Consider the following 21,215-nt stretch of genomic DNA (forward strand, 5'->3'; position numbering starts at 1 on the left):
GATTTTTGATAAAATAGAACTATCAATGAAAAGGATGAAAGCATGACAAAGAAAATCGTAGCCATTTGGGCTCAAGATGAAAAGGGTGTAATCGGAAAAGATGACCGTCTTCCTTGGCATTTGCCAGCAGAGTTAAAACATTTTAAAGAAACAACCTTGAATCATGCCATTTTAATGGGTCGTGTAACCTTTGATGGAATGGGACGACGTTTACTTCCAGGGCGTGAAACCTTGATTTTGACGCGTAATCCCGAAGAAACAATCGATGGTGCATTGGTTTTCCAAAGTGTTGAGGATGTTTTGGACTGGTATCATCATCAGGATAAAAATCTGTACATCCTTGGTGGAAAGCAGATTTTTCAGCTTTTTGAATCCTATCTGGATGAGATCATTGTGACACAAATTCATGCTCAAGTTGAAGGGGATACCTATTTCCCTGAAGATTTTGACTTGACTGTTTTTGAGACCGTTACAAGTAAATCTTATAGCAAAGATGAAAAAAATGCCTATAATTTTACCATCGAATATAGAAAGAGAAAGGAAGTCTAATGGAGCGCAGTATTTTTGGATTTTTTACAGCTCTCTTGTGTGCTGTCTGTCTTGTAGCTGGAACACACGCTTTTCGTAAAAAGCGCTTTGGACTTGCTACTCTACTTTGGCTTAATGCCTTTACAAACTTGGTAAATAGCATTCATGCTTTTTATATGACCTTATTTTAGATAGAAAGAATAGTTAGAACGGAAGGGAATCATGCCTACAAATAGGAAAAATGATATGATGGTTTATTGCTCATTTTGTGGCAAAAGCCAAGAAGAAGTTAAAAAAATAATCGCTGGGAACAATGCCTTTATCTGTAATGAATGTGTAGAGTTGGCCCAGGAAATTATTCGTGAGGAGTTGGCTGAGGAAGTTTTGGCAGACTTGTCTGAAGTACCAAAACCTATTGAACTCTTAAACATCTTGAACCACTATGTGATCGGTCAAGATCGTGCCAAACGTGCTCTTGCAGTGGCTGTATATAACCACTACAAACGCATCAATTTCCATGACACTCGCGAAGATCATGAAGATGTTGATTTGCAAAAATCAAACATTCTAATGATTGGCCCAACTGGCTCAGGGAAGACTTTCCTTGCTCAAACTCTCGCTAAAAGTTTGAATGTACCATTTGCTATTGCGGATGCAACAGCTCTTACTGAGGCTGGCTATGTGGGTGAGGATGTTGAAAATATCCTCCTCAAACTCTTGCAGGCAGCTGACTTTAACATCGAGCGTGCAGAACGTGGGATTATCTATGTCGATGAGATTGACAAGATTGCTAAGAAGAGTGAGAATGTTTCTATCACACGTGATGTTTCTGGTGAAGGGGTCCAACAAGCCCTCCTCAAGATTATCGAAGGAACTGTAGCTAGTGTACCTCCTCAAGGTGGACGTAAACATCCACAACAAGAAATGATTCAAGTGGACACTAAGAATATCCTCTTCATCGTGGGTGGTGCCTTCGATGGAATCGAAGAAATTGTCAAACAGCGTTTGGGTGAAAAAGTCATTGGTTTTGGACAAAACAACAAGGCAATTGATGAAAATAGCTCTTACATGCAAGAGATCATCGCAGAAGATATTCAAAAATTCGGAATTATTCCTGAGTTGATTGGACGCTTGCCTGTCTTTGCAGCCTTGGAGCAGTTGACCGTAGATGACTTGGTTCGCATCTTGAAGGAACCAAGAAATGCCTTGGTGAAACAATACCAGACCTTGCTTTCATATGACGATGTAGAGCTTGAATTTGATGACGAAGCCCTTCAGGAAATTGCCAATAAAGCCATCGAACGTAAAACGGGTGCTCGTGGTCTTCGCTCAATCATCGAAGAAACCATGCTAGATGTTATGTTCGAAGTTCCAAGTCAAGAAAATGTGAAGACAGTTCGTATCACAAAAGAAGCGGTTGATGGGACAGCTAAGCCAATCCTAGAGACAGCCTAGAGGTGACCATGGAAATCAATACACACAATGCTGAGATTTTGCTGAGTGCAGCCAACAAGTCCCACTATCCGCAGGATGAACTTCCTGAGATTGCTCTTGCAGGTCGCTCAAATGTTGGTAAATCTAGTTTTATCAATACTATGCTCAATCGAAAAAATCTAGCTCGTACCTCTGGAAAACCAGGGAAAACACAACTACTTAATTTCTTTAATATTGATGATAAGATGCGTTTTGTAGATGTACCTGGCTACGGTTATGCCCGTGTGTCCAAAAAGGAACGCGAAAAATGGGGACGCATGATTGAGGAGTACTTAACCACTCGAGAAAATCTTCGAGCAGTGGTTAGTCTCGTTGACCTTCGTCATGATCCGTCAGCAGATGATGTACAGATGTACGAATTTCTTAAATATTATGAGATTCCTGTCATCATTGTAGCGACCAAGGCAGACAAGATTCCGCGCGGTAAATGGAACAAGCACGAATCAGCAATTAAAAAGAAATTAAACTTCGATCCAAGTGATGATTTTATCCTCTTTTCATCCGTAACAAAAGCAGGAATGGACCAGGCTTGGGATGCTATTTTAGAAAAATTGTGAGGAATACATATGGCAAAAACAATTCATACAGATAAAGCTCCAAAGGCAATCGGGCCTTACGTTCAAGGAAAAATTGTTGGCAACCTTTTGTTTGCTAGCGGTCAAGTTCCTCTATCTCCTGAAACTGGAGAAATCGTAGGAGAAACGATTCAAGAACAGACAGAACAAGTCTTGAAAAACATTGGAGCGATTTTAGCAGAAGCGGGAACAGATTTTGACCATGTGGTGAAAACAACTTGCTTCTTGAGTGATATGAACGACTTTGTACCTTTTAACGAGGTTTACCAAACAGCCTTTAATAAGGAATTTCCAGCTCGTTCAGCTGTGGAAGTAGCTCGTCTTCCTCGCGATGTAAAAGTCGAAATTGAAGTCATCGCAGAGATTGGATAAGCGAGTTGAAGTTTGGTTCTTCCAAACTTCTTTTGATATAAGGAGATTATGATGACAATGAAACAACTTCACCTAGTGATTGTAACAGGGATGAGTGGTGCAGGGAAAACGGTAGCCATTCAATCTTTTGAAGATTTAGGATATTTCACCATCGATAATATGCCACCTGCCCTCTTGCCAAAGTTTTTACAGTTGGTAGAGACCAAGGATGATGACCACAAGTTAGCCCTAGTGGTGGACATGCGTAGTCGTTCTTTCTTTTCAGAGATTCAGGCAGTCTTGGATGAATTGGAAAATCAAGATGATTTGGATTTCAAAATCCTCTTTTTGGATGCAGCTGATAAGGAATTGGTGGCGCGCTATAAGGAAACCAGAAGAAGCCATCCTCTTGCGGCAGACGGTCGTATCTTAGATGGAATCAAGTTGGAACGAGAGCTCTTGGCTCCTTTGAAAAACATGAGTCAAAACGTGGTAGATACGACAGAGTTAACACCTCGTGAACTTCGTAAGACCATTGCAGAGCAATTTTCGGACCAAGAACAAACGCAGTCTTTCCGTATTGAGGTGATGTCCTTTGGCTTTAAATACGGCATTCCAATTGATGCCGATTTAGTATTTGATGTGCGTTTCTTGCCAAACCCTTACTATCTCCCAGAACTTCGTAACCAGACAGGTGAAGACCAGGCAGTTTATGACTATGTCATGAATCATAAGGAATCTGAAGATTTTTATCGTCATTTGTTAGCCTTGATTGAACCAATTCTACCGGGTTATAAAAAAGAAGGTAAATCTGTTTTAACCATTGCAGTGGGTTGTACAGGTGGCCAACACCGAAGCGTTGCTTTTGCCAAGCGATTAGCAAATGATTTATCTAAAGATTGGCCTGTAAATGAAAGTCATCGTGATAAAGACCGAAGAAAGGAAACGGTAAACCGTTCATGAGAAAACCCAAAATTACGGTGATTGGTGGAGGAACCGGAATCCCTGTTATTTTAAATAGTCTACGGGAAAAGGATGTGGACATCGCAGCCATTGTAACCGTTGCTGATGATGGCGGCTCTTCAGGTGAACTTCGTAAAAATATTCAACAGTTAACACCGCCAGGCGATTTGCGTAATGTCCTTGTGGCCATGTCAGATATGCCAAAATTTTACGAGAAAGTCTTTCAATACCGTTTTTCTGAGGATGCAGGTGCTTTTGCCGGTCATCCATTAGGGAACATTATCATAGCAGGACTTTCTGAAATGCAGGGTTCAACCTACAATGCCATGCAATTGCTGAGTAAATTCTTCCATACTACAGGGAAGATTTTCCCATCAAGTGACCATCCTTTGACACTCCATGCTGTCTTCAAAGATGGATCAGAAGTAGCTGGGGAAAGTCACATTGCAGATCATCCAGGAATGATTGACCATGTCTATGTTACCAATACTCTGGATGATAAAAAACCACAGGCAAGTCGCCGAGTCGTCAATACCATTCTTGAGAGTGATATGATTGTCTTGGGGCCAGGTTCACTCTTTACTTCGATTTTGCCGAATATCGTTATTGAAGAAATTGGTCAGGCGCTTCTGGAAACCAAGGCTGAAATTGCTTATGTCTGCAACATTATGACCCAGCGAGGAGAGACTGAGCATTTCTCAGATAGTGATCACGTAGAAGTTTTGCATCGCCATTTGGGTCGTCCATTTATCGATACTGTCCTTGTGAATATAGAAAAGGTTCCGAGGGACTATATGGATACCAACCGTTTTGATGAATATTTGGTGCAGGTTGAGCATGATTTTGAAGGTTTGTGTAAGCAAGTCCCACGTGTTATTTCATCCAACTTTCTACGCTTGGAAAATGGGGGAGCCTTTCACGATGGTGATTTAATCGTAGATGAGCTCATGCGTATCATACAGGTGAGAAAATGAGTTTTACAGTAGCAGTAAAAGAAGAAATTTTAAGTCAGCATCACCTGAGTCGTTATGAATTATCAGCTATTATCAAGATGTCGGGTAGTATTGGTTTATCGAGCTCTGGTTTGACCTTGTCCGTCATTACAGAAAATGCCAAGTTGGCTCGTCATCTCTATGAATCTTTCTTACACTTTTATGGGATTAAGTCTGAGATTCGTCACCACCAGAGAAGCAATCTTCGAAAAAATCGTGTCTATACTGTTTTTACAGATGAACGTGTTCAAGAACTGTTAGCGGATTTACGCTTAGCAGATTCTTTCTTTGGCTTGGAAACAGGGATTGATCCAGATATTTTAGGAGACGAGGAAGCGGGTCGTGCCTATCTCTGTGGTGCATTCTTAGCAAATGGGAGCATCAGAGATCCCGAGTCAGGCAAGTATCAGTTAGAAATTAGTTCGGTTTATGTGGACCATGCCCAAGGGCTTGCTTCGCTTTTGCAGCAGTTTTTGCTAGATGCCAAGGTTATTGAACGAAAAAAAGGTGCGGTGACCTATCTTCAGAGAGCGGAAGATATTATGGATTTCTTAATTTTAGTCGGAGCCATGCAGGCACGTGATACTTTTGAAGGTGTCAAGATTCTCCGAGAAACTCGTAATGACCTCAATCGTGCCAATAATGCAGAGACAGCCAATATCGCTCGGACAGTTTCTGCAAGCATGAAAACCATCAACAATATCAGTAAAATCATTGATACTGTTGGACTAGATAGCTTACCAGTCGATTTGCAGGAAGTAGCGCATTTGCGTATCCAACATCCAGATTATTCTATCCAGCAATTGGCAGACAGTTTGACAAATCCACTCACAAAAAGTGGTGTCAATCATCGACTGAGAAAGATTAATAAAATTGCCGAGGAACTGTAACAACCACGAATCATATGATTCGTGGTTGTTTTTTTGAAGTCATTAAATATGTGTGAGGCATTTTGATGAGAAATCGTTTTTATGCTATACTATGAGTAAGTTAGTACCTAATTTATTGATAGGATAGCGTAAAGGAGGCACCATGAAAAAAACTAAAAAAAGTATGATAGTATTATTCAGTATTTTAGCAGTCATTGGAATCACAATAGGAGGTTGTAGCATGCACCAATACCAAAAGAAACAGGAAATGATTGCCATCGCGACCAGCGATGAGGCGAGAAAGGTTTATGAAGAATATTTGAAGAAAGAAGATCCCAAAGCACTGACCGAAGAGGGTATCATTAAGAGTTATGAAATTGATAAAGAAAAACTTTCCTATAATCCAATGGGAGGTTTAATGGTACGTTTATTTTTGAACGGGAAAAAAGATCTTAGGATGAATTTTAACTTAATAGATAATGGAGATGGTACCTATAGCACTGCATACTATGGATATACTGGTGACCTAAACAGGATTTTGGAAGAAGGAAAAAATGATTAAGGACTATGTAAACGATAAAAATCTTCAAATAGCAATGACAGAGTATGACTCTGAAATGGATTTAAATCATGTTGTGAAAACTCAAAGTGGAGATCAAATTGGCACTGTCACCCAAGTCTACGACAATACCACAGGAGCGGGTGAGCAGGTTTATGCAGTTGTGAAAAATCCCAAAGAAAATGCTGAGGATGTAGAGGAAAGTTATGCTATACTATGAGTAAGTTAGTCCCTAATTCATTGATAGGATAGCATAAAGGAGGCACCATGAAAAAATCTAAAAAAAGTATGATTATTTTATTCAGTATTTTAGCAGTCATTGGAATAGCAGTAGGAGGATGTAGTATGCACCAATATCAAAAAAAACAAGAAATGATTGCCATTGCGACCAGCGATGAGGCGAAGAAGGTTTATGAACATTTTATGAAATCAAAAGACCCCAAAGCATTCACCGATGAAGGAATTATAAAGAATTATGAGATTGATGAAAGTAGCTTAAGTTATAATCCAATGGGGGGATTAATGGTTTCAGTGATTATCAACAAAGATAATGAATTAAATATAAATTATAATTTGATTGAAAACAAAGATGGCTCATACCATTCAGCATATTATTCTACTTCACCAAAATTATCCAAACTTTTGAAAGGCAATAATGAATGACACAAAATTATGTTAAAGAAGATAACCTTCAAACCGCAATGGCAGAGTATCAGGATAACATGGGTGAAGGAAGAACTTTATATGACCAATATGAAAGAGAACTTGGCACTGTCACCCAAGTCTACGACAATACCACAGGAGCGGGCGAGCAGGTTTATGCAGTTGTAAAAAATCCCAATGAAAAAGCTAAGGATATAGAGGATACTTATGCTATACTATGAGTAAGTTCATTCCTAATTTATTGATAGGATAGCATAAAGGAGGCACCATGAAAAAACCTAAAAAAAGTATGATAGTATTATTCAGTATTTTAGCAGTAATTGGAATAGCAGTAGGAGGATGTAGCATGCACCAATACCAAAAGAAACAAGAAATGATTGCCATCGCGACAAGTGATGAGGCAAGAAAGGTTTATGAAAGTCATATGAAAGCATTGGATCAAAATGCCTTAACTGACGATGGTGTTATCAAATCGTATGAAATTGATAATGAAAGCCTATACTACAATCCCATGGGAGGGATGGAGGTTACAGTTTATGTGAATCATGATAAAGATTTGGAATTTCAATTTGGAATCGTTAAAGATAATGAAGGTATTTTAAAATCTAGTGGTTATATATACTCAGGGAAATTAGCAAAACTTCTTGGAGAATAGGGTTATGGAAAAAGAATATGTCAATGATAAACAGCTTCAGATAGCTATGACAGAATATAGAAATTTAAAGTTAGATAATGTTGCTAGAACTCATAATAATGAGGAATTAGGCACTGTCACCCAAGTCTACAACAATACTGGCCATGTCACTCTTCCACCAGGAGTAAAAGAACTGGAGGCCTTAAGGGGGAGTGTTACCGGAAGAACCATGGAAACCGTGTCAGGTGATGGCGAGCAGGTTTATGCGGTTGTAAAAAATCCCAAAGAAAAAGCTGAGGACGTAGAGGAAAATTATGCTATACTATGAGTAAGTTCGTTCCTAATTTATTGATAGGATAGCATAAAGGAGGCACCATGAAAAAACCTAAAAAAAGTATGATTATTTTAATCAGTATTTTAGCAGTGATTGGAATCGCAGTAGGAGGATGTAGCATGCACCAATACCAAAAGAAACAAGAAATGATAGCTATCGCAACAAGCGATGAGGCGAGAAAAATTTATGAAGAATATATGAAAAAGAAAGATCCAAAAGCTTTTACTAAAGAAGGAATTATCCGTGACTATGTGATTGATAATGAAAGTTTATATTATAATCCAATGGGAGGTATAGAGGTTAAAACTTATATTAATAATAATGAAAAATTAGATATTCAATTCGGTATTGTAAGAAATAGCGAGGGGAAATTAGAGCCCAGTGGCTATACATATTCTGGAGAGTTGAGTAAGTTGTTAGGAGAGTAGATCATGACTGAAGAATATGTGAGTGAAGTTAATCTTCAAACTGCAATGGCTGAATATAAAGATTTACGATTGAATCGTATAGCGGAAACTCCTAATGGTGATCAAATTGGCACTGTCACCCAAGTCTACAACAATACCACAGGAGCTGGCGAGCAGGTTTATGCAGTTGTAAAAAATCCCAAAGAAAATGCTGAGGATGTACAGGAAGTAACGGTTCTCTTTCGTGGTTCTACGGGTCCAGATCATATTTTGAATGAAGCACCAGATGTCTGGAATGACTGGGCAGAAAATGATTCAGTAATAGCTAAGAGAATCATCATGCAAAGTGACCTCAGCGATCGCGATCAATCTACTGAACAATTAAAGGCCTCTGCCAGAGCTTTGAAAGATATCATGGAAAAATATCCCAATGCCAAGATTAACATTTACGGGCATTCGCTTGGATCTATGGATGCTCAGTATGCTATGGCTGCTCTTGAAGCGGCCCAAATCGAACGAATCCAACAGGCTTATATCTACAACGGACCTGATGTCTACCGAATCCTTAGCCCTGAACAGAGAAAAATTGTCGATCAGATTAAAGGACGTATCTACAACTATGCTGACCCTAAAGATAAGATTAGCATGGTTGGAAGAGATCCTAACAAGGGTAGTATCGGTTCTGTAGGTATGGTTTATTATGTAGATAGTGAACAAGAAGGTTTTGTAAATCAGCATATGACCTATGGTTATCGCTTAGATAAGGATGGGAAAATTGAAATTCTCTCCAATACCAGTACAGTCGCTTATAACAACTTTCTGATTAAAATGGAGAGTTTCAAAAGGATTAAGAAGAGTCTAGCTGCTGATGGGTTTACATCAAATGAGCAAATCTTTCTCGACTCTGAACAAGCTAAGCTTACGGCTTCAGGTATTTGCTATATTGTAACAGAAGAGCTAGGCGTTCTCAAAAAAATATATAATGAAGGGGTTCAAGATGCAAGTGAAGTGCTTGTATCTTGTAGTAATGTTCCTTGGGGTTTTATTCTAAGTCCGTATGAAACTGAGGTTGCCTATTCTGAGGGAGGGGTGAACTATGAAACAACTATTGGTGTCATTCAAAAGAGGTTTACTCCAGTTCTTGATACTGCGAAACAATTAGAGAAAGATTTTACAGAATTAGAAAAGCAAATCAAAAACGGTATTCAGAAAAAATTAGATGAAGATAAAGAATTAGCTAATGAATTTAAGCAATGGGAGAGTATGACATGATAGAGGATGAAATTAGGAAAAAGCGCCAACGTATTGAAGAATGTGAGGATGACTATCGACGTTCTTATAAAAAAATCGAAAACCAGTACGAAGAAGCAAACTATAAGTTTCAACAGTTGCGTCATATGATTGAAGAAAAGCATCAAATTGTTGCTCATTGCTTGGACCAGATAGGTGGAGATACAACCGAATGGCGTTATCAATCTAATCGGTTAGCATCCAACTTTAGTCAGCAAATCGAGATGGCGTATAGAAATAGACAAGGGCAACTCGAACAAGAAGAATTGGAGCTCGAACAGGATTACAAGCGACAACACCGTCTCTTAGAAGATGAGCTTGACAGAGCACAGGAGCATCAAAGACGCTTAGAAGAACGAGGTTAAGGATCATGGCGAATGTATTTGATTACATTAATGATTTTTTCGCAGGGGGCGAGGAAGCTCTACGAAATATAGAAAAAGATACAGAAAAATATATGAAGATTTCTCTATTAAGTGCTCAAGAAAGTTTGAAAGAAGTTTCGAAAAACATTGATAGTTCGATGAAGGGTGAATTTTCTACAAAAGTAGTTGAAACTATAGAAACAAAGAGTAAAGAATATCCAGATGCTTTAAATGGTACAAAGTAGACTTTTAGTTTTTAAGGTAAAATTCCAGTAAGTTGCTTTTTATTGCAGATGAACTCTAAAACCACGAATCCTAGGATTCGTGGTTTTTTTCTTATAGACTTGTAGAGTGTTTTGGTTGTACTTTTTGTTCTGGGTCAATGTAGTTGATGGCATTGTTGACAGCAGTAGGTGCTTCGCCAAGACCTGTCGCAATCAGGTCAATCTTACCTTCGTAGTAGCAGCAGTCGCCGATAGCGTAAATTCCAGCCTGGCTTGATTCTTGCTTACTATTGACGATAATCTTATGACGATTCAGTTCTAATCCCCAATTTTTAAGATTACCAACTGATGATTTGAAGCCATAGTTGACAAAGAGGTGGTCCAGTTCAAGGCTTTCGGCTTCATCTGATTTAACTTTTGTGATTTCCAGTTTGTCCAGAGTTTGACCATCTCCAAGAAGTTGACTTGGCACAAATGGTGTTTTGATAGTCACAGAAGACTCTTGCAAAGTTTGTACACTATGCTCGAGGGCACGGAAGTTGTCTCGACGGTGAACTAGAGTAGTAGGAGCAATCTTTTCAAAAGCTAGGGCCCAGTCTACCGCAGAGTCTCCTCCACCCAAGATGGTTACTTTCTTGCCAGCATATTGTTGAATATTAGAAACGTGATAATGGATATTTTCATAACCGTCAACACCATCTAATTCAAGTGGACGTGGTTTAAAAGCTCCACCACCCATAGCGATAATAACAGCTTTACTACTATGAATACCTTTAGTAGTTGTTATCTTAAATACATCATTCTCTTTTTCAATTTCAAGAACAGTTTCGTTGAGGTGTACAGGTGTATTAAAACCTTTTAATTGTTCCAACAAGCGATTCGTTAATTCTTCACCAGTGAGATTCGGGAAACCTGGGACATCAAGAATTTGTTTTTCAGGATAAAGGATGGCAGGTTGACCACCTAATTGAGGAAGAGAGTCAATGATTTGTACTTTAGCTTGACGTAAATTTGCATAAAAGGCTGCGAAAAGACCAACTGGGCCACCCCCTATGATGGTAATATCATATAATTCAGACATGGTTTCTCCTTATTTCATTTTTATCATTTTATTCTATCATATTTTCTACCAATTTAAAATGAGGTAGGGGGGAGAAAATTTCCATTAAAAATGTTATAATGAAGAGAAGCTTTTTTGGAGAGGGGACACAGGATGAATTTTCAGCAATTATCTAATCTTCAATACTGGTCTAGTTTGTTTTCCAGTCCTTGGAGTATTGCGATAAATGTGATTGATATTCTAATCGTTGCTTATATCTTATATCAATTTACAAAATCAATTGCAGGAACCAAGATTATGATTTTGGTTCGAGGCGTTTTAGTTTTTATCTTAGCTCAGATTGCGGCTAATTTTTTGGGCTTGACGACTATTTCCTGGTTGATTAACCAATTGATTACCTATGGAGTTATTGCAGCGGTTGTTATCTTTTCTCCAGAAATTCGGACAGGTTTGGAACGATTAGGTCGAGCTACGGACTTCTTTTCAAATACTCCTATAAGTTCAGAAGAGCAGATGGTACAGGCTTTTGTAAAATCGGTTGAGTATATGAGCCCGCGAAAGATTGGAGCTTTGGTAGCTGTTCAACGTGTGAGAACCTTGCAGGAGTACATCGTTACAGGAATTCCTTTGGATGCTAAGATTTCTGCAGAGTTATTAATTAACATCTTTATCCCTAATACGCCGCTCCATGATGGAGCAGTCATTATCAGTGGAGAAAGAATTGCAGTAACCTCTGCCTATCTACCATTGACTGAAAACACAGGTATTTCTAAAGAGTTCGGAACTCGTCACCGTGCAGCCATTGGTTTATCCGAAGTTTCAGATGCCCTTACATTTGTTGTATCAGAAGAAACCGGTGGTATTTCTATCACCTACAACGGTGTATTCAAACATGACTTAAGTTTGGAAGAATTCGAGGAAGAACTACGTCGTATTCTGATACCTAAGGATGAACAAGAACTAAGCTTAAAAGAACGTCTATTAGGAGGTTGGAATAATGAAAAGAAATAGTCTTTATATCATCTCCTCACTCCTCTTTGCATGTGTCCTGTTTATCTATGCAACATCAATCAATTATCAAAACAATACCAACGCAAGACAAACTAAAACTGAAACCTATACCAATACAGTAGTCAATGTACCGATTGATATTCAGTATGATAGTGAGCAATATTTTATCAGTGGTTTCAGCTCGGAAGTAACGGTATTTTTGACGGGTTCGAATCGAGTCACCTTGGCTAGTGAGATGCAGGAGAGCACTCGTAAATTTAAAGTGACTGCTGATTTGACGCAAGCTACAGAAGGTACGATTGAAGTTCCCTTGACCATTGAAAATCTTCCAAGTGGTTTGACAGCTGTAGCAACACCACAAAAGATCACAGTAAAGATTGGTAAGAAAGTTACTCGAGATAATGTACCTGTTGTACCTCAAATTGATTCTAGTCAAATTGATGAGAAGATTATAATCGAACGTGTGACTGTTTCTGATGAAAAAGTTTCAGTAACTAGTGATGCGGATACACTATCTAAGATTGATCGGATTGTTGCAGTTTTACCAACGAGTGAACAGATTACAGGAAACTACTCTGGTTCCGTTCCCTTGCAAGCTGTTGATAAAAATGGATCTGTCTTACCAACAGTAATTACACCTTTTGAAACGACTATGAAAGTTTCAACTAAAGCTGTTAGAACAACAAGTAGCACAAGCACAACAAGTAACACTTCGTCTACTGAAAACTCTTCAACGACATCAGCAGAGACGAAGTCAGAATCTTAAATTAAAAATATACTAGAAAAGGAATGTTAAAATGGGTAAATATTTTGGAACGGACGGAGTCCGTGGAGAAGCAAACGTAGAATTAACGCCAGAATTGGCCTTTAAATTGGGTCGCTTCGGAGGATATGTCCTCAGTCAACATGCGACAGAAGCGCCTAAAGTTTTCGTAGGACGTGATACACGTATTTCAGGTCAAATGTTAGAAGCAGCTCTCATTGCTGGTCTTCTTTCAGTTGGAATCCACGTTTATAAGCTTGGCGTTCTTGCAACACCAGCAGTAGCATACTTGGTTAAAACTGAGGGAGCAAGTGCAGGTGTCATGATCTCAGCTAGCCACAACCCAGCCCTTGATAACGGGATTAAATTCTTTGGTGGTGACGGATTTAAACTTGACGATGACAAGGAAGCAGAAATCGAAGCCTTGCTTGATGCGAGTGAAGACACTCTTCCACGTCCAAGTGCTGAAGGTTTAGGGACTGTAGTTGATTATCCAGAAGGTTTGCGCAAGTATGAAGCTTATCTTGTTTCAACTGGAACAGCTCTTGAAGGGATGAAGGTAGCATTGGATACTGCAAATGGCGCTGCTTCAACAAGTGCTCGACAAATTTTTGCAGACTTGGGTGCTCAATTAACGGTTATCGGAGAAACTCCAGATGGACTGAACATCAACTTGAACGTTGGTTCAACTCATCCAGAAGCCTTGCAAGAACTTGTGAAAGAAAGCGGGTCAGCTATCGGTTTGGCCTTTGATGGTGATAGTGACCGTTTGATTGCAGTAGATGAAAACGGTGATATTGTCGACGGTGATAAGATTATGTATATCATCGGTAAATACCTTTCTGAGAAAGGTCAATTGGCTCAAAATACAATTGTAACAACAGTTATGTCTAACCTTGGTTTCCATAAAGCCTTGGACCGTGAAGGAATCAATAAAGCAGTCACTGCTGTTGGAGACCGCTATGTAGTTGAAGAAATGAGAAAATCAGGCTACAATCTAGGCGGAGAACAATCAGGTCACGTTATCTTGATGGACTACAATACAACTGGTGATGGTCAACTTTCAGCAGTTCAATTGACTAAGATCATGCAAGAAACGGGTAAGAGCTTATCTCAGTTGGCATCAGAAGTAACAATTTACCCACAAAAATTGGTTAATATCCGTGTGGAAAACACTATGAAAGACAAAGCCATGGAAGTACCAGCTATCAAGGCTATTATCGATAAGATGGAAGAAGAGATGGCAGGTAACGGACGTATTCTCGTTCGCCCAAGTGGAACTGAGCCACTCTTGCGTGTCATGGCTGAAGCACCAACAACTGAAGAGGTAGATTACTATGTGGATACCATTGCTGAAGTTGTGAAAGCAGAAATCGGAATTTAGGAAAGTTAGCAGAAAATAAGAAAATATGTTACAATTCAAAGTAAATTGTAACCATGGAGAATATGATGAATTTAAAACGTGAACAAGAATTTGTAAGTCAGTATCACTTTGATGCTCGTAACTTTGAATGGGAAAATGAGAACGGAATTCCTGAAACAAAGGTTGATGTGAACTTCCAACTACTTCAACATGACCAAGAAAATCAGGTGACTTCTCTCGTAGTTGTTTTGAGCTTTATGATTGTCTTTGATAAATTTGTTATCAGCGGTACTATTTCTCAAGTCAACCACGTTGAAGGTCGTATCGTAGATCAACCAAGTGACTTTAGTCAAGAAGAAGTTGAGACGCTTGCTCGTCCTTCTTTGGATATGCTAAACCGTTTGACGTATGAAGTAACGGAAATTGCACTAGATTTACCAGGAATTAATTTGGAGTTTTAAAAAAATGAAATTAGCGGTCATAACAGACTCATCTGCTTTTCTACAAGCGGAAACCTTGCGGAAAGAAGATTTATTTGTGCTTGACATTCCTGTGAATATCGACGGACAGGAGTATGTTGAAGGTGTAAATCTAACCGCTCAAGAATTTTATGAAAAAATGGCTCGTTCATCTGAACTACCTAAAACAAGTCAACCAAGTATTGCAAAGTTGGATGAAATTTTATCATCATTAAAAGAAAAAGGCTATACTCATGTTTTGGGTCTCTTCCTATCTTCTGGAATCTCAGGGTTTCACCAGAACATCCAGTATATGACGGATGAGTTTGAAGGTCTAACCATTGCTTTTCCTGATACTCGTATTACAAGTGCCCCTCTAGGTTTCATGGTAGAAAGTGTTTTTCAATGGTCTGAGCAGGGAGATGATTTCCAGTCTATACTAGATAAGTTAACCGAACAGATTGAAAATACTTCTGCCTTTATCGTGGTAGATGACCTTGATCATCTGGTTAAAGGTGGTCGTTTATCAAATGGCGCAGCTATTTTAGGGAACCTTCTTAGCATTAAACCAATCCTCTATTTCAATGACCAAGGTGTTATCGAAGTTTATGAGAAGGTTCGTACAGAGAAGAAAGCAACAAAACGTTTGGTTGAAATTGTCAAAGAAGTAACAAGTAATGGAAATTATCAGATTACTGTAATTCATGGGAATGCTCCTCAAAAAGCAGCTGATTTGCTTCAGCTTTTGTTAGACGGCGGAGTAGCTACAGACATTTCAATTGCAACCTTTGGTAGTGTCATCGGGACTCACCTTGGAGAAGGAAGTATTGCTTTAGGTTATACACCAATTGTCTAGATTGTTCTTGCAGGCTTTGTATCTTAAAATTGAACACGGACTATCTGCCTCTTGAAAAAAGATGTCTGTCTTGCCTTTCGTGGAAAGTCAGCGCCATTCCCTATTTTTCATGGGCAGCTAACGTCCTTTGTATCTTAGCAATTGAACACGCCTGGAACCCTGTGTGAAAAAGACAGTTCTTCCAAGGAGTATCTACTCCTTGATTAGAACTCCTATTTTCACTTTGTGTTCTTGCAGGCTTTGTATTTTAGAAATTGAACACGGACTATCTGCCTCTTGAAAAAAGATGCCTGTCTTGCCTTTCATGGAAAGTCAGCGCCATCCCCTATTTTTCATGGTCAGCTAACGTCCTTTGTATCTTAGGCTGGAGTAGAGATGAGTATTCGAGTGATTATCGCAGGTTTTAAGGGAAGAATGGGGCAAGCTGCTTGTCAGATGGTTTTGTCTGATCCTGAACTTGAACTAGTAGCTGTTTTGGATCCTTTTGAGTCTGCATCTGAATGGCAAGGAATTCCAGTATTCAATGATAAAAATGACTTAGCAGGTTTTGATGCCCATGTTTGGGTGGACTTTACTACACCAGCTGTCGCCTATGAGAATACACGCTTTGCTCTTGAAAATGGCTTTGCCCCAGTAGTAGGAACGACAGGTTTCACCAGTCAAGAAATCGAAGAATTAAAAGAATTGTCTCGTTCCAAAGGCTTGGGTGGCTTGATTGCTCCGAACTTTGCCTTGGGTGCTGTCTTGCTGATGCAATTTGCAGCACAGGCAGCTAAATACTTCCCAAATGTGGAGATTATTGAACTCCACCATGATAAGAAAAAAGATGCTCCGAGCGGGACAGCTATTAAAACAGCCGAGTTGATGGCTGAAGTTCGTGAGTCTATTCAACAAGGTGCTAATGATGAGGAAGAACTCATTGCGGGAGCACGTGGAGCTAACTTTGATGGTATGCGAATCCATTCAGTTCGCTTGCCAGGATTGGTAGCCCATCAAGAGGTCATTTTTGGAAATCAAGGGGAGGGATTGACTCTGCGTCATGACTCCTATGATCGTAGCTCCTTCATGACAGGAGTGAATTTGGGAATCAAAGAAGTTGTCAAGCGTCATGAGCTTGTCTATGGATTAGAACACTTACTATGAAATTAACAAAAATGCCTTCTGAATTTCAGAAGGCTTTACCAGTATTAGAAAAAATTAAAGAAGCAGGATTTGAGGCTTATTTTGTTGGTGGCTCTGTTAGGGATGCCCTACTCAATCGTCCCATCCATGATGTGGATATCGCGACTTCATCTTATCCTGAAGAGACCAAGCAGATTTTTCCACGCACAGCTGATATCGGCATTGAGCATGGGACCGTTTTGGTTTTAGATGGAGATGAAGAGTACGAAGTCACTACTTTTCGAACAGAGGATGTCTATGTAGACTATCGGAGACCAAGTTCTGTTTCTTTTGTTCGTTCACTCGAAGAAGATCTCAAACGCCGAGATTTCACAGTCAATGCCTTTGCCTTGGATGAGACAGGAGAAATCGTCGATTTATTTGATGGTCTCAAAGATTTAGAAAATCAAGTTCTGCGAGCTGTCGGTGTAGCTAGTGAACGTTTCAATGAAGATGCGCTACGCATCATGCGTGGCTTTCGTTTCCAAGCTAGTCTTGGTTTTGAACTCGAGCAAGAAACGTTTGAAGCGATGAAGGCCTTAACGCCACTCTTGGAGAAAATCTCTGTGGAGCGCACCTTTGTCGAGTTTGATAAGCTTTTACTGGCTCCCTATTGGCAAGTAGGTTTATCATCTATGATTGAGAGTCAAGCTTATGATTATCTTCCAGATATGGCTGGTAGTCAGGAAAAACTCCAGTCTTTGTTTGATTTAGAAAAAGATTTTACTTTTGAATCTTCTGAGCAAGCTTGGGCAGCACTTTTATGGGTTTTAGAAGTGGAAGATGCTCAAAAGTTTTTGAAACATTGGAAGACTTCACGCCAATTTGCTAAGCAGGTACAGGATTTGCTGTCTATTTTGGCTCTCCGAGAAGAAGGGGAGCTAGGTAAACGTGATTGTTACCGTTTTGATTTGGACTTGCTTCTACAGGCTGAAAATCTTCGCAGAGCTCAAGGGAAGGAAGTCAACCCACAAGCAATCACAGAAACTTACGAGAGCTTGGCTATTCATGATAAGAAAGAGATTCAAATTAATGGTGGCATTCTTATCAAGGAATATGGCTATCATCCAGGTCCTGAATTAGGGGATGTTTTAGAAGAAATTGAGTATGCTATTGTGGATGGAGAATTGGAAAATGACCGTAAAGCCATCCATGCTTACCTAAGGGAGAGAAAATGAGTGATTTTATCGTTGAAAAACTAAGCAAATCCGTTGGTGACAAGACCGTTTTTAAGGATATTTCTTTTATCATCCACGACTTAGATCGCATCGGTCTTATCGGTGTCAACGGAACCGGGAAAACAACCCTTCTAGATGTTCTTTCTGGCGTTTCAGGTTTTGATGGTGACGTAAGCCCATTTTCAGCAAAGAGTGATTACAAGATTGGCTACCTGACTCAAAATCCCGATTTTGATGATAGTAAGACTGTCTTGGATACTGTTTTATCAAGTGATTTGAAAGAAATCCAGTTAATTCGGGAGTATGAACTGCTTATGCTCAACTACAGTGAGGAAAAGCAGTCGCGTCTAGAACGGGTCATGGCGGAGATGGATTCTCTTCAAGCATGGGAAATCGAAAGTCAGGTCAAGACTGTTCTCAGTAAACTAGGAATTCAAGAATTATCAACTCCTGTTGGAGCTTTGTCGGGTGGTCTTCGTAGACGGGTTCAATTGGCGCAAGTGCTTTTAGGAAATCATGATCTCTTGCTTCTTGATGAGCCAACCAACCATCTGGACATTGCGACCATCGAGTGGCTGACACTTTTCTTGAAGAATTCCAAGAAGACCGTCCTCTTCATCACTCACGATCGTTATTTCCTAGATGCTCTTTCTACGCGAATTTTTGAATTGGATAGAGGTGGATTAACAGAGTATCAGGGGAATTACCAAGATTATGTCCGTCTCAAGGCTGAACAGGATGAGCGTGACGCAGCTCTTCTTCATAAAAAGGAACAACTTTACAAACAAGAATTAGCTTGGATGAGACGGCAACCGCAAGCTCGTGCGACTAAGCAACAAACTCGTATCAATCGATTCCATGACTTGAAAAAAGAAGTTTCAGATACTAGCCTTGAGACAGACTTGAGCATGAATTTTGAAACTAGCCGTATCGGTAAAAAGGTTATCGAGTTTAAGGATGTTTCCTTTGCCTATGACGATAAACCGATTCTGAAACATTTTAATCTTTTGGTACAAGCCAAAGACCGTATCGGAATCGTCGGGGACAATGGTGTTGGGAAGTCAACCCTTCTTAACCTTATTGCAGGAAGACTTGAAGCGACTGAAGGACAAGTTATCATCGGTGAAACAGTACGCATTGCCTATTTCTCGCAACAAATCGAAGGATTGGATGAAAGCAAGCGAGTTATCAATTACTTGCAAGAAGTGGCAGAAGAAGTTAAGACGAGCGGTGGCTCTACGACATCCATTGCAGAATTACTAGAACAATTTCTTTTCCCTCGTTCAACACACGGTACTTTGATTGAGAAGCTGTCAGGTGGAGAGAAGAAGCGTCTTTACCTCCTCAAATTACTCCTTGAAAAACCCAATGTGCTTCTCTTGGATGAACCAACAAATGACCTAGACATTGCGACCTTAACAGTTCTAGAAAATTTCTTACAAGGTTTTGCAGGACCAGTCTTGACAGTTAGTCACGACCGCTATTTCCTTGATAAGGTAGCAACTAAGATTCTTGCTTTTGAAGACGGGACCATTCGTCCTTTCTTTGGACATTATACAGATTATCTAGATGAAAAGGCCTTTGAAGCAGAAGCAGTAACACAAAGTCAAAAAGTTGAGAAGGAAAAAGTCGTTAAAGTCCGTGAAGAAAAGAAACGGATGACCTACCAAGAAAAGCAGGAATGGGCAAGTATTGAAGGTGACATCGAAGCCTTGGAAAACCGCATCTCTTCTATAGAGGAAGAAATGCTAGCAAATGGTTCTGACTTTGGGAAACTAGCTACCCTTCAAAAAGAGTTAGACGAGAAAAATGAAGACTTACTGGAAAAATATGAACGCTATGAATATTTAAGTGAGTTGGCTTAATGGAAGAAACAATTATTAAATGGAGTAGTAAGAAAATCGTTTTGAGCCTTATTCTTTATCTACTAGAATTGGCTCTTCTACTTTGGATTTTTTCGTTTTTGCTGAGCTATCCCGAAGAAGCACCTGCGGGATTGGTGGCTTTCATTCTCTTTATTGGTTTCTTAATCATCATCGTTGGCTTCATTTTGTATCAACATTTGCGACGGCTTTTTTCTGATAAAGAGTATTTGAAATGTACGGCTCAAGGATTTTTCTATAAACCATATCCAAAGAAAGACTGGCAGTTTTATTCCTGGGGACAGGTAGAAAAGTTTGCTCTCACGAGAATTAAGGGTAGTAGAAATGCAAGGGATTTTTATATAATTGAGGTTCAGTTTTATGACAAGGAACTTTTAAAATCCAACTTTTTCTGGTATCGTCTTCGAAGTAGATTTACAAGTTCAAAACATTCTAACGTTTTGAAAATCCCAATCTATTTGCTGGATGTTGGCTTACCAAAGAGAGTATTTGAAACCATGTCTTACTTTGAGCGAGAGTGGCGCATCGAACAAAATCGCGAGCGAAATCAAAGCACTAAAAGCAAAAAGAAGTAAAGATTTCATTGAGCGAGTGAATCTCCGAATTTTATGAAGGACTGAGGGGCTTTGGAAGGATATTCCAAGGCTTCTTTCTATTTTGCTTTTCTAGGAATTATGGTATAATAGGGAGTAAAAACTTTAAAAGAAAGAAACGCTATGAACTTAAAAGATTACATTGCAAGTATTGAAAATTATCCACAAGAAGGAATTACTTTCCGTGATATTAGCCCATTGATGGCAGATGGAAATGCCTACAGTTATGCTGTTCGTGAAATTGTTCAATATGCTACTGACAAAAAGATCGATATGATCGTAGGTCCAGAAGCGCGTGGATTTATCGTTGGATGTCCAGTCGCTTTTGAGTTGGGAATTGGTTTTGCACCTGTACGTAAACCAGGGAAATTGCCACGCGAAGTGATTTCAGCTGACTACGAAAAAGAATATGGTGTTGATACTTTGACCATGCACGCAGATGCTATCAAACCAGGTCAACGTGTTCTTATTGTAGATGACCTCTTGGCAACAGGTGGTACTGTTAAAGCAACCATCGAAATGATTGAAAAATTGGGTGGAGTCGTAGCAGGTTGTGCCTTCTTAATCGAACTGGATGAACTCAAAGGTCGTGAAGCTATCGGAGATTACGACTATAAAGTGCTGATGCATTATTAATGAAA

29 protein-coding genes are annotated in these 21,215 nt (G+C 39.5%); 28 read left to right on the top strand and 1 reads right to left on the bottom strand.

Translation table 11 applies throughout. The annotated features are described in order from the left end of the window. Nucleotides 1–42 precede the first annotated feature (42 nt). The 18 genes from ACXYSM_RS01625 to ACXYSM_RS01710 all read left to right on the top strand — a co-directional run bounded on the left by ACXYSM_RS01625 (nucleotide 43) and on the right by ACXYSM_RS01710 (nucleotide 10,269). Nucleotides 43–549: a dihydrofolate reductase gene (locus ACXYSM_RS01625; protein WP_458634115.1), complete on the top strand. Its 507-nt coding sequence runs from the start codon at nucleotides 43–45 to the stop codon at nucleotides 547–549. Further along, on the top strand, nucleotides 549–719 hold the full coding sequence (locus ACXYSM_RS01630) for a hypothetical protein (protein ID WP_000442255.1): 171 nt from the start codon (nucleotides 549–551) through the stop codon (nucleotides 717–719). The genes ACXYSM_RS01625 and ACXYSM_RS01630 overlap by 1 nt, the downstream gene beginning before the upstream one ends. A 31-nt stretch (nucleotides 720–750) precedes the next feature. Beyond that, the gene (gene clpX / locus ACXYSM_RS01635) at nucleotides 751–1,983 is read left to right on the top strand and encodes an ATP-dependent Clp protease ATP-binding subunit ClpX (protein WP_458634116.1); all 1,233 of its coding nucleotides are present in this window, start codon (nucleotides 751–753) and stop codon (nucleotides 1,981–1,983) included. An 8-nt stretch (nucleotides 1,984–1,991) separates the two neighbouring features. Beyond that, entirely contained in the window at nucleotides 1,992–2,579 is a 588-nt protein-coding gene (gene yihA / locus ACXYSM_RS01640) for a ribosome biogenesis GTP-binding protein YihA/YsxC (RefSeq protein WP_049494688.1), read from the top strand. Nucleotides 2,580–2,588: 9 nt separating this feature from the next. Then, nucleotides 2,589–2,969 carry a RidA family protein gene (locus ACXYSM_RS01645; RefSeq protein WP_001140424.1) on the top strand — a complete coding sequence of 127 codons (381 nt, stop codon included), beginning with the start codon at nucleotides 2,589–2,591 and terminating at the stop codon, nucleotides 2,967–2,969. A 51-nt stretch (nucleotides 2,970–3,020) separates the two neighbouring features. Next, nucleotides 3,021–3,911 (top strand): RNase adapter RapZ, encoded by an 891-nt coding sequence (rapZ, locus tag ACXYSM_RS01650; protein ID WP_458634117.1) that lies wholly within the window; start codon nucleotides 3,021–3,023, stop codon nucleotides 3,909–3,911. Beyond that, the gene (locus ACXYSM_RS01655; RefSeq protein WP_458634118.1) at nucleotides 3,908–4,885 is read left to right on the top strand and encodes a YvcK family protein; all 978 of its coding nucleotides are present in this window, start codon (nucleotides 3,908–3,910) and stop codon (nucleotides 4,883–4,885) included. Before rapZ ends, ACXYSM_RS01655 begins: the two co-directional genes overlap by 4 nt. Next, the gene (gene whiA, locus ACXYSM_RS01660) at nucleotides 4,882–5,793 is read left to right on the top strand and encodes a DNA-binding protein WhiA (RefSeq protein ID WP_458634119.1); all 912 of its coding nucleotides are present in this window, start codon (nucleotides 4,882–4,884) and stop codon (nucleotides 5,791–5,793) included. The genes ACXYSM_RS01655 and whiA overlap by 4 nt, the downstream gene beginning before the upstream one ends. Before the next feature lie 142 nt (nucleotides 5,794–5,935). Next, on the top strand, nucleotides 5,936–6,334 hold the full coding sequence (locus ACXYSM_RS01665; RefSeq protein WP_458634120.1) for a DUF1310 family protein: 399 nt from the start codon (nucleotides 5,936–5,938) through the stop codon (nucleotides 6,332–6,334). Further along, nucleotides 6,327–6,551, top strand: coding sequence for a hypothetical protein (locus ACXYSM_RS01670; protein WP_458634121.1), 225 nt, complete (start codon nucleotides 6,327–6,329; stop codon nucleotides 6,549–6,551). Before ACXYSM_RS01665 ends, ACXYSM_RS01670 begins: the two co-directional genes overlap by 8 nt. 47 nt (nucleotides 6,552–6,598) lie before the next feature. Continuing rightward, a complete protein-coding gene (locus ACXYSM_RS01675; RefSeq protein WP_458634122.1) occupies nucleotides 6,599–6,994 on the top strand; it encodes a DUF1310 family protein in 396 nt (131 codons plus the stop codon). Next, entirely contained in the window at nucleotides 6,991–7,215 is a 225-nt protein-coding gene (locus ACXYSM_RS01680; RefSeq protein WP_458634123.1) for a hypothetical protein, read from the top strand. The genes ACXYSM_RS01675 and ACXYSM_RS01680 overlap by 4 nt, the downstream gene beginning before the upstream one ends. Nucleotides 7,216–7,262: 47 nt before the next feature. Further along, a complete protein-coding gene (locus ACXYSM_RS01685) occupies nucleotides 7,263–7,649 on the top strand; it encodes a DUF1310 family protein (protein ID WP_458634124.1) in 387 nt (128 codons plus the stop codon). Nucleotides 7,650–7,653: 4 nt separating this feature from the next. After that, on the top strand, nucleotides 7,654–7,956 hold the full coding sequence (locus ACXYSM_RS01690) for a hypothetical protein (RefSeq protein ID WP_458634125.1): 303 nt from the start codon (nucleotides 7,654–7,656) through the stop codon (nucleotides 7,954–7,956). A 47-nt stretch (nucleotides 7,957–8,003) separates the two neighbouring features. Then, nucleotides 8,004–8,390, top strand: coding sequence for a DUF1310 family protein (locus tag ACXYSM_RS01695; protein ID WP_000743073.1), 387 nt, complete (start codon nucleotides 8,004–8,006; stop codon nucleotides 8,388–8,390). A 3-nt stretch (nucleotides 8,391–8,393) separates the two neighbouring features. Beyond that, nucleotides 8,394–9,641, top strand: a complete 1,248-nt coding sequence (locus ACXYSM_RS01700; protein WP_458634126.1) for an Mbeg1-like protein — start codon at nucleotides 8,394–8,396, stop codon at nucleotides 9,639–9,641. Next, nucleotides 9,623–10,024 carry a hypothetical protein gene (locus tag ACXYSM_RS01705; RefSeq protein ID WP_458634127.1) on the top strand — a complete coding sequence of 134 codons (402 nt, stop codon included), beginning with the start codon at nucleotides 9,623–9,625 and terminating at the stop codon, nucleotides 10,022–10,024. Before ACXYSM_RS01700 ends, ACXYSM_RS01705 begins: the two co-directional genes overlap by 19 nt. 5 nt (nucleotides 10,025–10,029) lie before the next feature. Continuing rightward, on the top strand, nucleotides 10,030–10,269 hold the full coding sequence (locus ACXYSM_RS01710; RefSeq protein ID WP_458634128.1) for a hypothetical protein: 240 nt from the start codon (nucleotides 10,030–10,032) through the stop codon (nucleotides 10,267–10,269). Nucleotides 10,270–10,360: 91 nt separating this feature from the next. Here the strand turns inward: ACXYSM_RS01710 and ACXYSM_RS01715 are convergent, their stop codons facing one another. Further along, a complete protein-coding gene (locus tag ACXYSM_RS01715) occupies nucleotides 10,361–11,329 on the bottom strand; it encodes an NAD(P)/FAD-dependent oxidoreductase (protein WP_458634129.1) in 969 nt (322 codons plus the stop codon). 132 nt (nucleotides 11,330–11,461) lie between these two features. Here ACXYSM_RS01715 and cdaA point away from each other — a divergent pair, with 132 nt between their 5' ends. The 10 genes from cdaA to ACXYSM_RS01765 all read left to right on the top strand — a co-directional run bounded on the left by cdaA (nucleotide 11,462) and on the right by ACXYSM_RS01765 (nucleotide 21,210). Beyond that, on the top strand, nucleotides 11,462–12,319 hold the full coding sequence (gene cdaA, locus ACXYSM_RS01720) for a diadenylate cyclase CdaA (protein ID WP_458634130.1): 858 nt from the start codon (nucleotides 11,462–11,464) through the stop codon (nucleotides 12,317–12,319). Then, nucleotides 12,306–13,085: a CdaR family protein gene (locus ACXYSM_RS01725; RefSeq protein WP_458634131.1), complete on the top strand. Its 780-nt coding sequence runs from the start codon at nucleotides 12,306–12,308 to the stop codon at nucleotides 13,083–13,085. Before cdaA ends, ACXYSM_RS01725 begins: the two co-directional genes overlap by 14 nt. Before the next feature lie 31 nt (nucleotides 13,086–13,116). After that, nucleotides 13,117–14,466 (top strand): phosphoglucosamine mutase, encoded by a 1,350-nt coding sequence (gene glmM / locus ACXYSM_RS01730; protein ID WP_458634132.1) that lies wholly within the window; start codon nucleotides 13,117–13,119, stop codon nucleotides 14,464–14,466. A gap of 65 nt (nucleotides 14,467–14,531) precedes the next feature. After that, the gene (locus ACXYSM_RS01735) at nucleotides 14,532–14,906 is read left to right on the top strand and encodes a DUF1149 family protein (protein ID WP_004252208.1); all 375 of its coding nucleotides are present in this window, start codon (nucleotides 14,532–14,534) and stop codon (nucleotides 14,904–14,906) included. 4 nt (nucleotides 14,907–14,910) lie between these two features. Beyond that, nucleotides 14,911–15,759: a DegV family protein gene (locus tag ACXYSM_RS01740; protein ID WP_314944659.1), complete on the top strand. Its 849-nt coding sequence runs from the start codon at nucleotides 14,911–14,913 to the stop codon at nucleotides 15,757–15,759. A gap of 375 nt (nucleotides 15,760–16,134) precedes the next feature. Beyond that, a complete protein-coding gene (gene dapB, locus ACXYSM_RS01745) occupies nucleotides 16,135–16,902 on the top strand; it encodes a 4-hydroxy-tetrahydrodipicolinate reductase (protein ID WP_458634133.1) in 768 nt (255 codons plus the stop codon). Beyond that, the gene (locus tag ACXYSM_RS01750) at nucleotides 16,899–18,098 is read left to right on the top strand and encodes a CCA tRNA nucleotidyltransferase (RefSeq protein WP_458634134.1); all 1,200 of its coding nucleotides are present in this window, start codon (nucleotides 16,899–16,901) and stop codon (nucleotides 18,096–18,098) included. The genes dapB and ACXYSM_RS01750 overlap by 4 nt, the downstream gene beginning before the upstream one ends. After that, on the top strand, nucleotides 18,095–19,963 hold the full coding sequence (locus tag ACXYSM_RS01755) for an ABC-F family ATP-binding cassette domain-containing protein (RefSeq protein WP_458634135.1): 1,869 nt from the start codon (nucleotides 18,095–18,097) through the stop codon (nucleotides 19,961–19,963). Before ACXYSM_RS01750 ends, ACXYSM_RS01755 begins: the two co-directional genes overlap by 4 nt. Continuing rightward, a complete protein-coding gene (locus ACXYSM_RS01760) occupies nucleotides 19,963–20,556 on the top strand; it encodes a hypothetical protein (protein WP_458634136.1) in 594 nt (197 codons plus the stop codon). The genes ACXYSM_RS01755 and ACXYSM_RS01760 overlap by 1 nt, the downstream gene beginning before the upstream one ends. Before the next feature lie 141 nt (nucleotides 20,557–20,697). Beyond that, nucleotides 20,698–21,210, top strand: coding sequence for an adenine phosphoribosyltransferase (locus ACXYSM_RS01765; RefSeq protein ID WP_006154681.1), 513 nt, complete (start codon nucleotides 20,698–20,700; stop codon nucleotides 21,208–21,210). The last annotated feature ends 5 nt before the right edge of the window (nucleotides 21,211–21,215 follow it).

The sequence above is a fragment of the Streptococcus sp. V940 genome, assembly GCF_054353495.1.

Excerpts from the sequence above, each read along its gene's own strand:
- ACXYSM_RS01625 (WP_458634115.1), top strand. The coding sequence starts at position 43 with ATGACAAAGAAAATCGTAGCCATTTGGGCTCAAGATGAAAAGGGTGTA.
- ACXYSM_RS01630 (WP_000442255.1), top strand. The coding sequence starts at position 549 with ATGGAGCGCAGTATTTTTGGATTTTTTACAGCTCTCTTGTGTGCTGTC.
- clpX (WP_458634116.1), top strand. The coding sequence starts at position 751 with ATGCCTACAAATAGGAAAAATGATATGATGGTTTATTGCTCATTTTGT.
- yihA (WP_049494688.1), top strand. The coding sequence starts at position 1,992 with ATGGAAATCAATACACACAATGCTGAGATTTTGCTGAGTGCAGCCAAC.
- ACXYSM_RS01645 (WP_001140424.1), top strand. The coding sequence starts at position 2,589 with ATGGCAAAAACAATTCATACAGATAAAGCTCCAAAGGCAATCGGGCCT.
- rapZ (WP_458634117.1), top strand. The coding sequence starts at position 3,021 with ATGACAATGAAACAACTTCACCTAGTGATTGTAACAGGGATGAGTGGT.
- ACXYSM_RS01655 (WP_458634118.1), top strand. The coding sequence starts at position 3,908 with ATGAGAAAACCCAAAATTACGGTGATTGGTGGAGGAACCGGAATCCCT.
- whiA (WP_458634119.1), top strand. The coding sequence starts at position 4,882 with ATGAGTTTTACAGTAGCAGTAAAAGAAGAAATTTTAAGTCAGCATCAC.
- ACXYSM_RS01665 (WP_458634120.1), top strand. The coding sequence starts at position 5,936 with ATGAAAAAAACTAAAAAAAGTATGATAGTATTATTCAGTATTTTAGCA.
- ACXYSM_RS01670 (WP_458634121.1), top strand. The coding sequence starts at position 6,327 with ATGATTAAGGACTATGTAAACGATAAAAATCTTCAAATAGCAATGACA.
- ACXYSM_RS01675 (WP_458634122.1), top strand. The coding sequence starts at position 6,599 with ATGAAAAAATCTAAAAAAAGTATGATTATTTTATTCAGTATTTTAGCA.
- ACXYSM_RS01680 (WP_458634123.1), top strand. The coding sequence starts at position 6,991 with ATGACACAAAATTATGTTAAAGAAGATAACCTTCAAACCGCAATGGCA.
- ACXYSM_RS01685 (WP_458634124.1), top strand. The coding sequence starts at position 7,263 with ATGAAAAAACCTAAAAAAAGTATGATAGTATTATTCAGTATTTTAGCA.
- ACXYSM_RS01690 (WP_458634125.1), top strand. The coding sequence starts at position 7,654 with ATGGAAAAAGAATATGTCAATGATAAACAGCTTCAGATAGCTATGACA.
- ACXYSM_RS01695 (WP_000743073.1), top strand. The coding sequence starts at position 8,004 with ATGAAAAAACCTAAAAAAAGTATGATTATTTTAATCAGTATTTTAGCA.
- ACXYSM_RS01700 (WP_458634126.1), top strand. The coding sequence starts at position 8,394 with ATGACTGAAGAATATGTGAGTGAAGTTAATCTTCAAACTGCAATGGCT.
- ACXYSM_RS01705 (WP_458634127.1), top strand. The coding sequence starts at position 9,623 with ATGGGAGAGTATGACATGATAGAGGATGAAATTAGGAAAAAGCGCCAA.
- ACXYSM_RS01710 (WP_458634128.1), top strand. The coding sequence starts at position 10,030 with ATGGCGAATGTATTTGATTACATTAATGATTTTTTCGCAGGGGGCGAG.
- ACXYSM_RS01715 (WP_458634129.1), bottom strand. The coding sequence starts at position 11,329 with ATGTCTGAATTATATGATATTACCATCATAGGGGGTGGCCCAGTTGGT.
- cdaA (WP_458634130.1), top strand. The coding sequence starts at position 11,462 with ATGAATTTTCAGCAATTATCTAATCTTCAATACTGGTCTAGTTTGTTT.
- ACXYSM_RS01725 (WP_458634131.1), top strand. The coding sequence starts at position 12,306 with ATGAAAAGAAATAGTCTTTATATCATCTCCTCACTCCTCTTTGCATGT.
- glmM (WP_458634132.1), top strand. The coding sequence starts at position 13,117 with ATGGGTAAATATTTTGGAACGGACGGAGTCCGTGGAGAAGCAAACGTA.
- ACXYSM_RS01735 (WP_004252208.1), top strand. The coding sequence starts at position 14,532 with ATGAATTTAAAACGTGAACAAGAATTTGTAAGTCAGTATCACTTTGAT.
- ACXYSM_RS01740 (WP_314944659.1), top strand. The coding sequence starts at position 14,911 with ATGAAATTAGCGGTCATAACAGACTCATCTGCTTTTCTACAAGCGGAA.
- dapB (WP_458634133.1), top strand. The coding sequence starts at position 16,135 with ATGAGTATTCGAGTGATTATCGCAGGTTTTAAGGGAAGAATGGGGCAA.
- ACXYSM_RS01750 (WP_458634134.1), top strand. The coding sequence starts at position 16,899 with ATGAAATTAACAAAAATGCCTTCTGAATTTCAGAAGGCTTTACCAGTA.
- ACXYSM_RS01755 (WP_458634135.1), top strand. The coding sequence starts at position 18,095 with ATGAGTGATTTTATCGTTGAAAAACTAAGCAAATCCGTTGGTGACAAG.
- ACXYSM_RS01760 (WP_458634136.1), top strand. The coding sequence starts at position 19,963 with ATGGAAGAAACAATTATTAAATGGAGTAGTAAGAAAATCGTTTTGAGC.
- ACXYSM_RS01765 (WP_006154681.1), top strand. The coding sequence starts at position 20,698 with ATGAACTTAAAAGATTACATTGCAAGTATTGAAAATTATCCACAAGAA.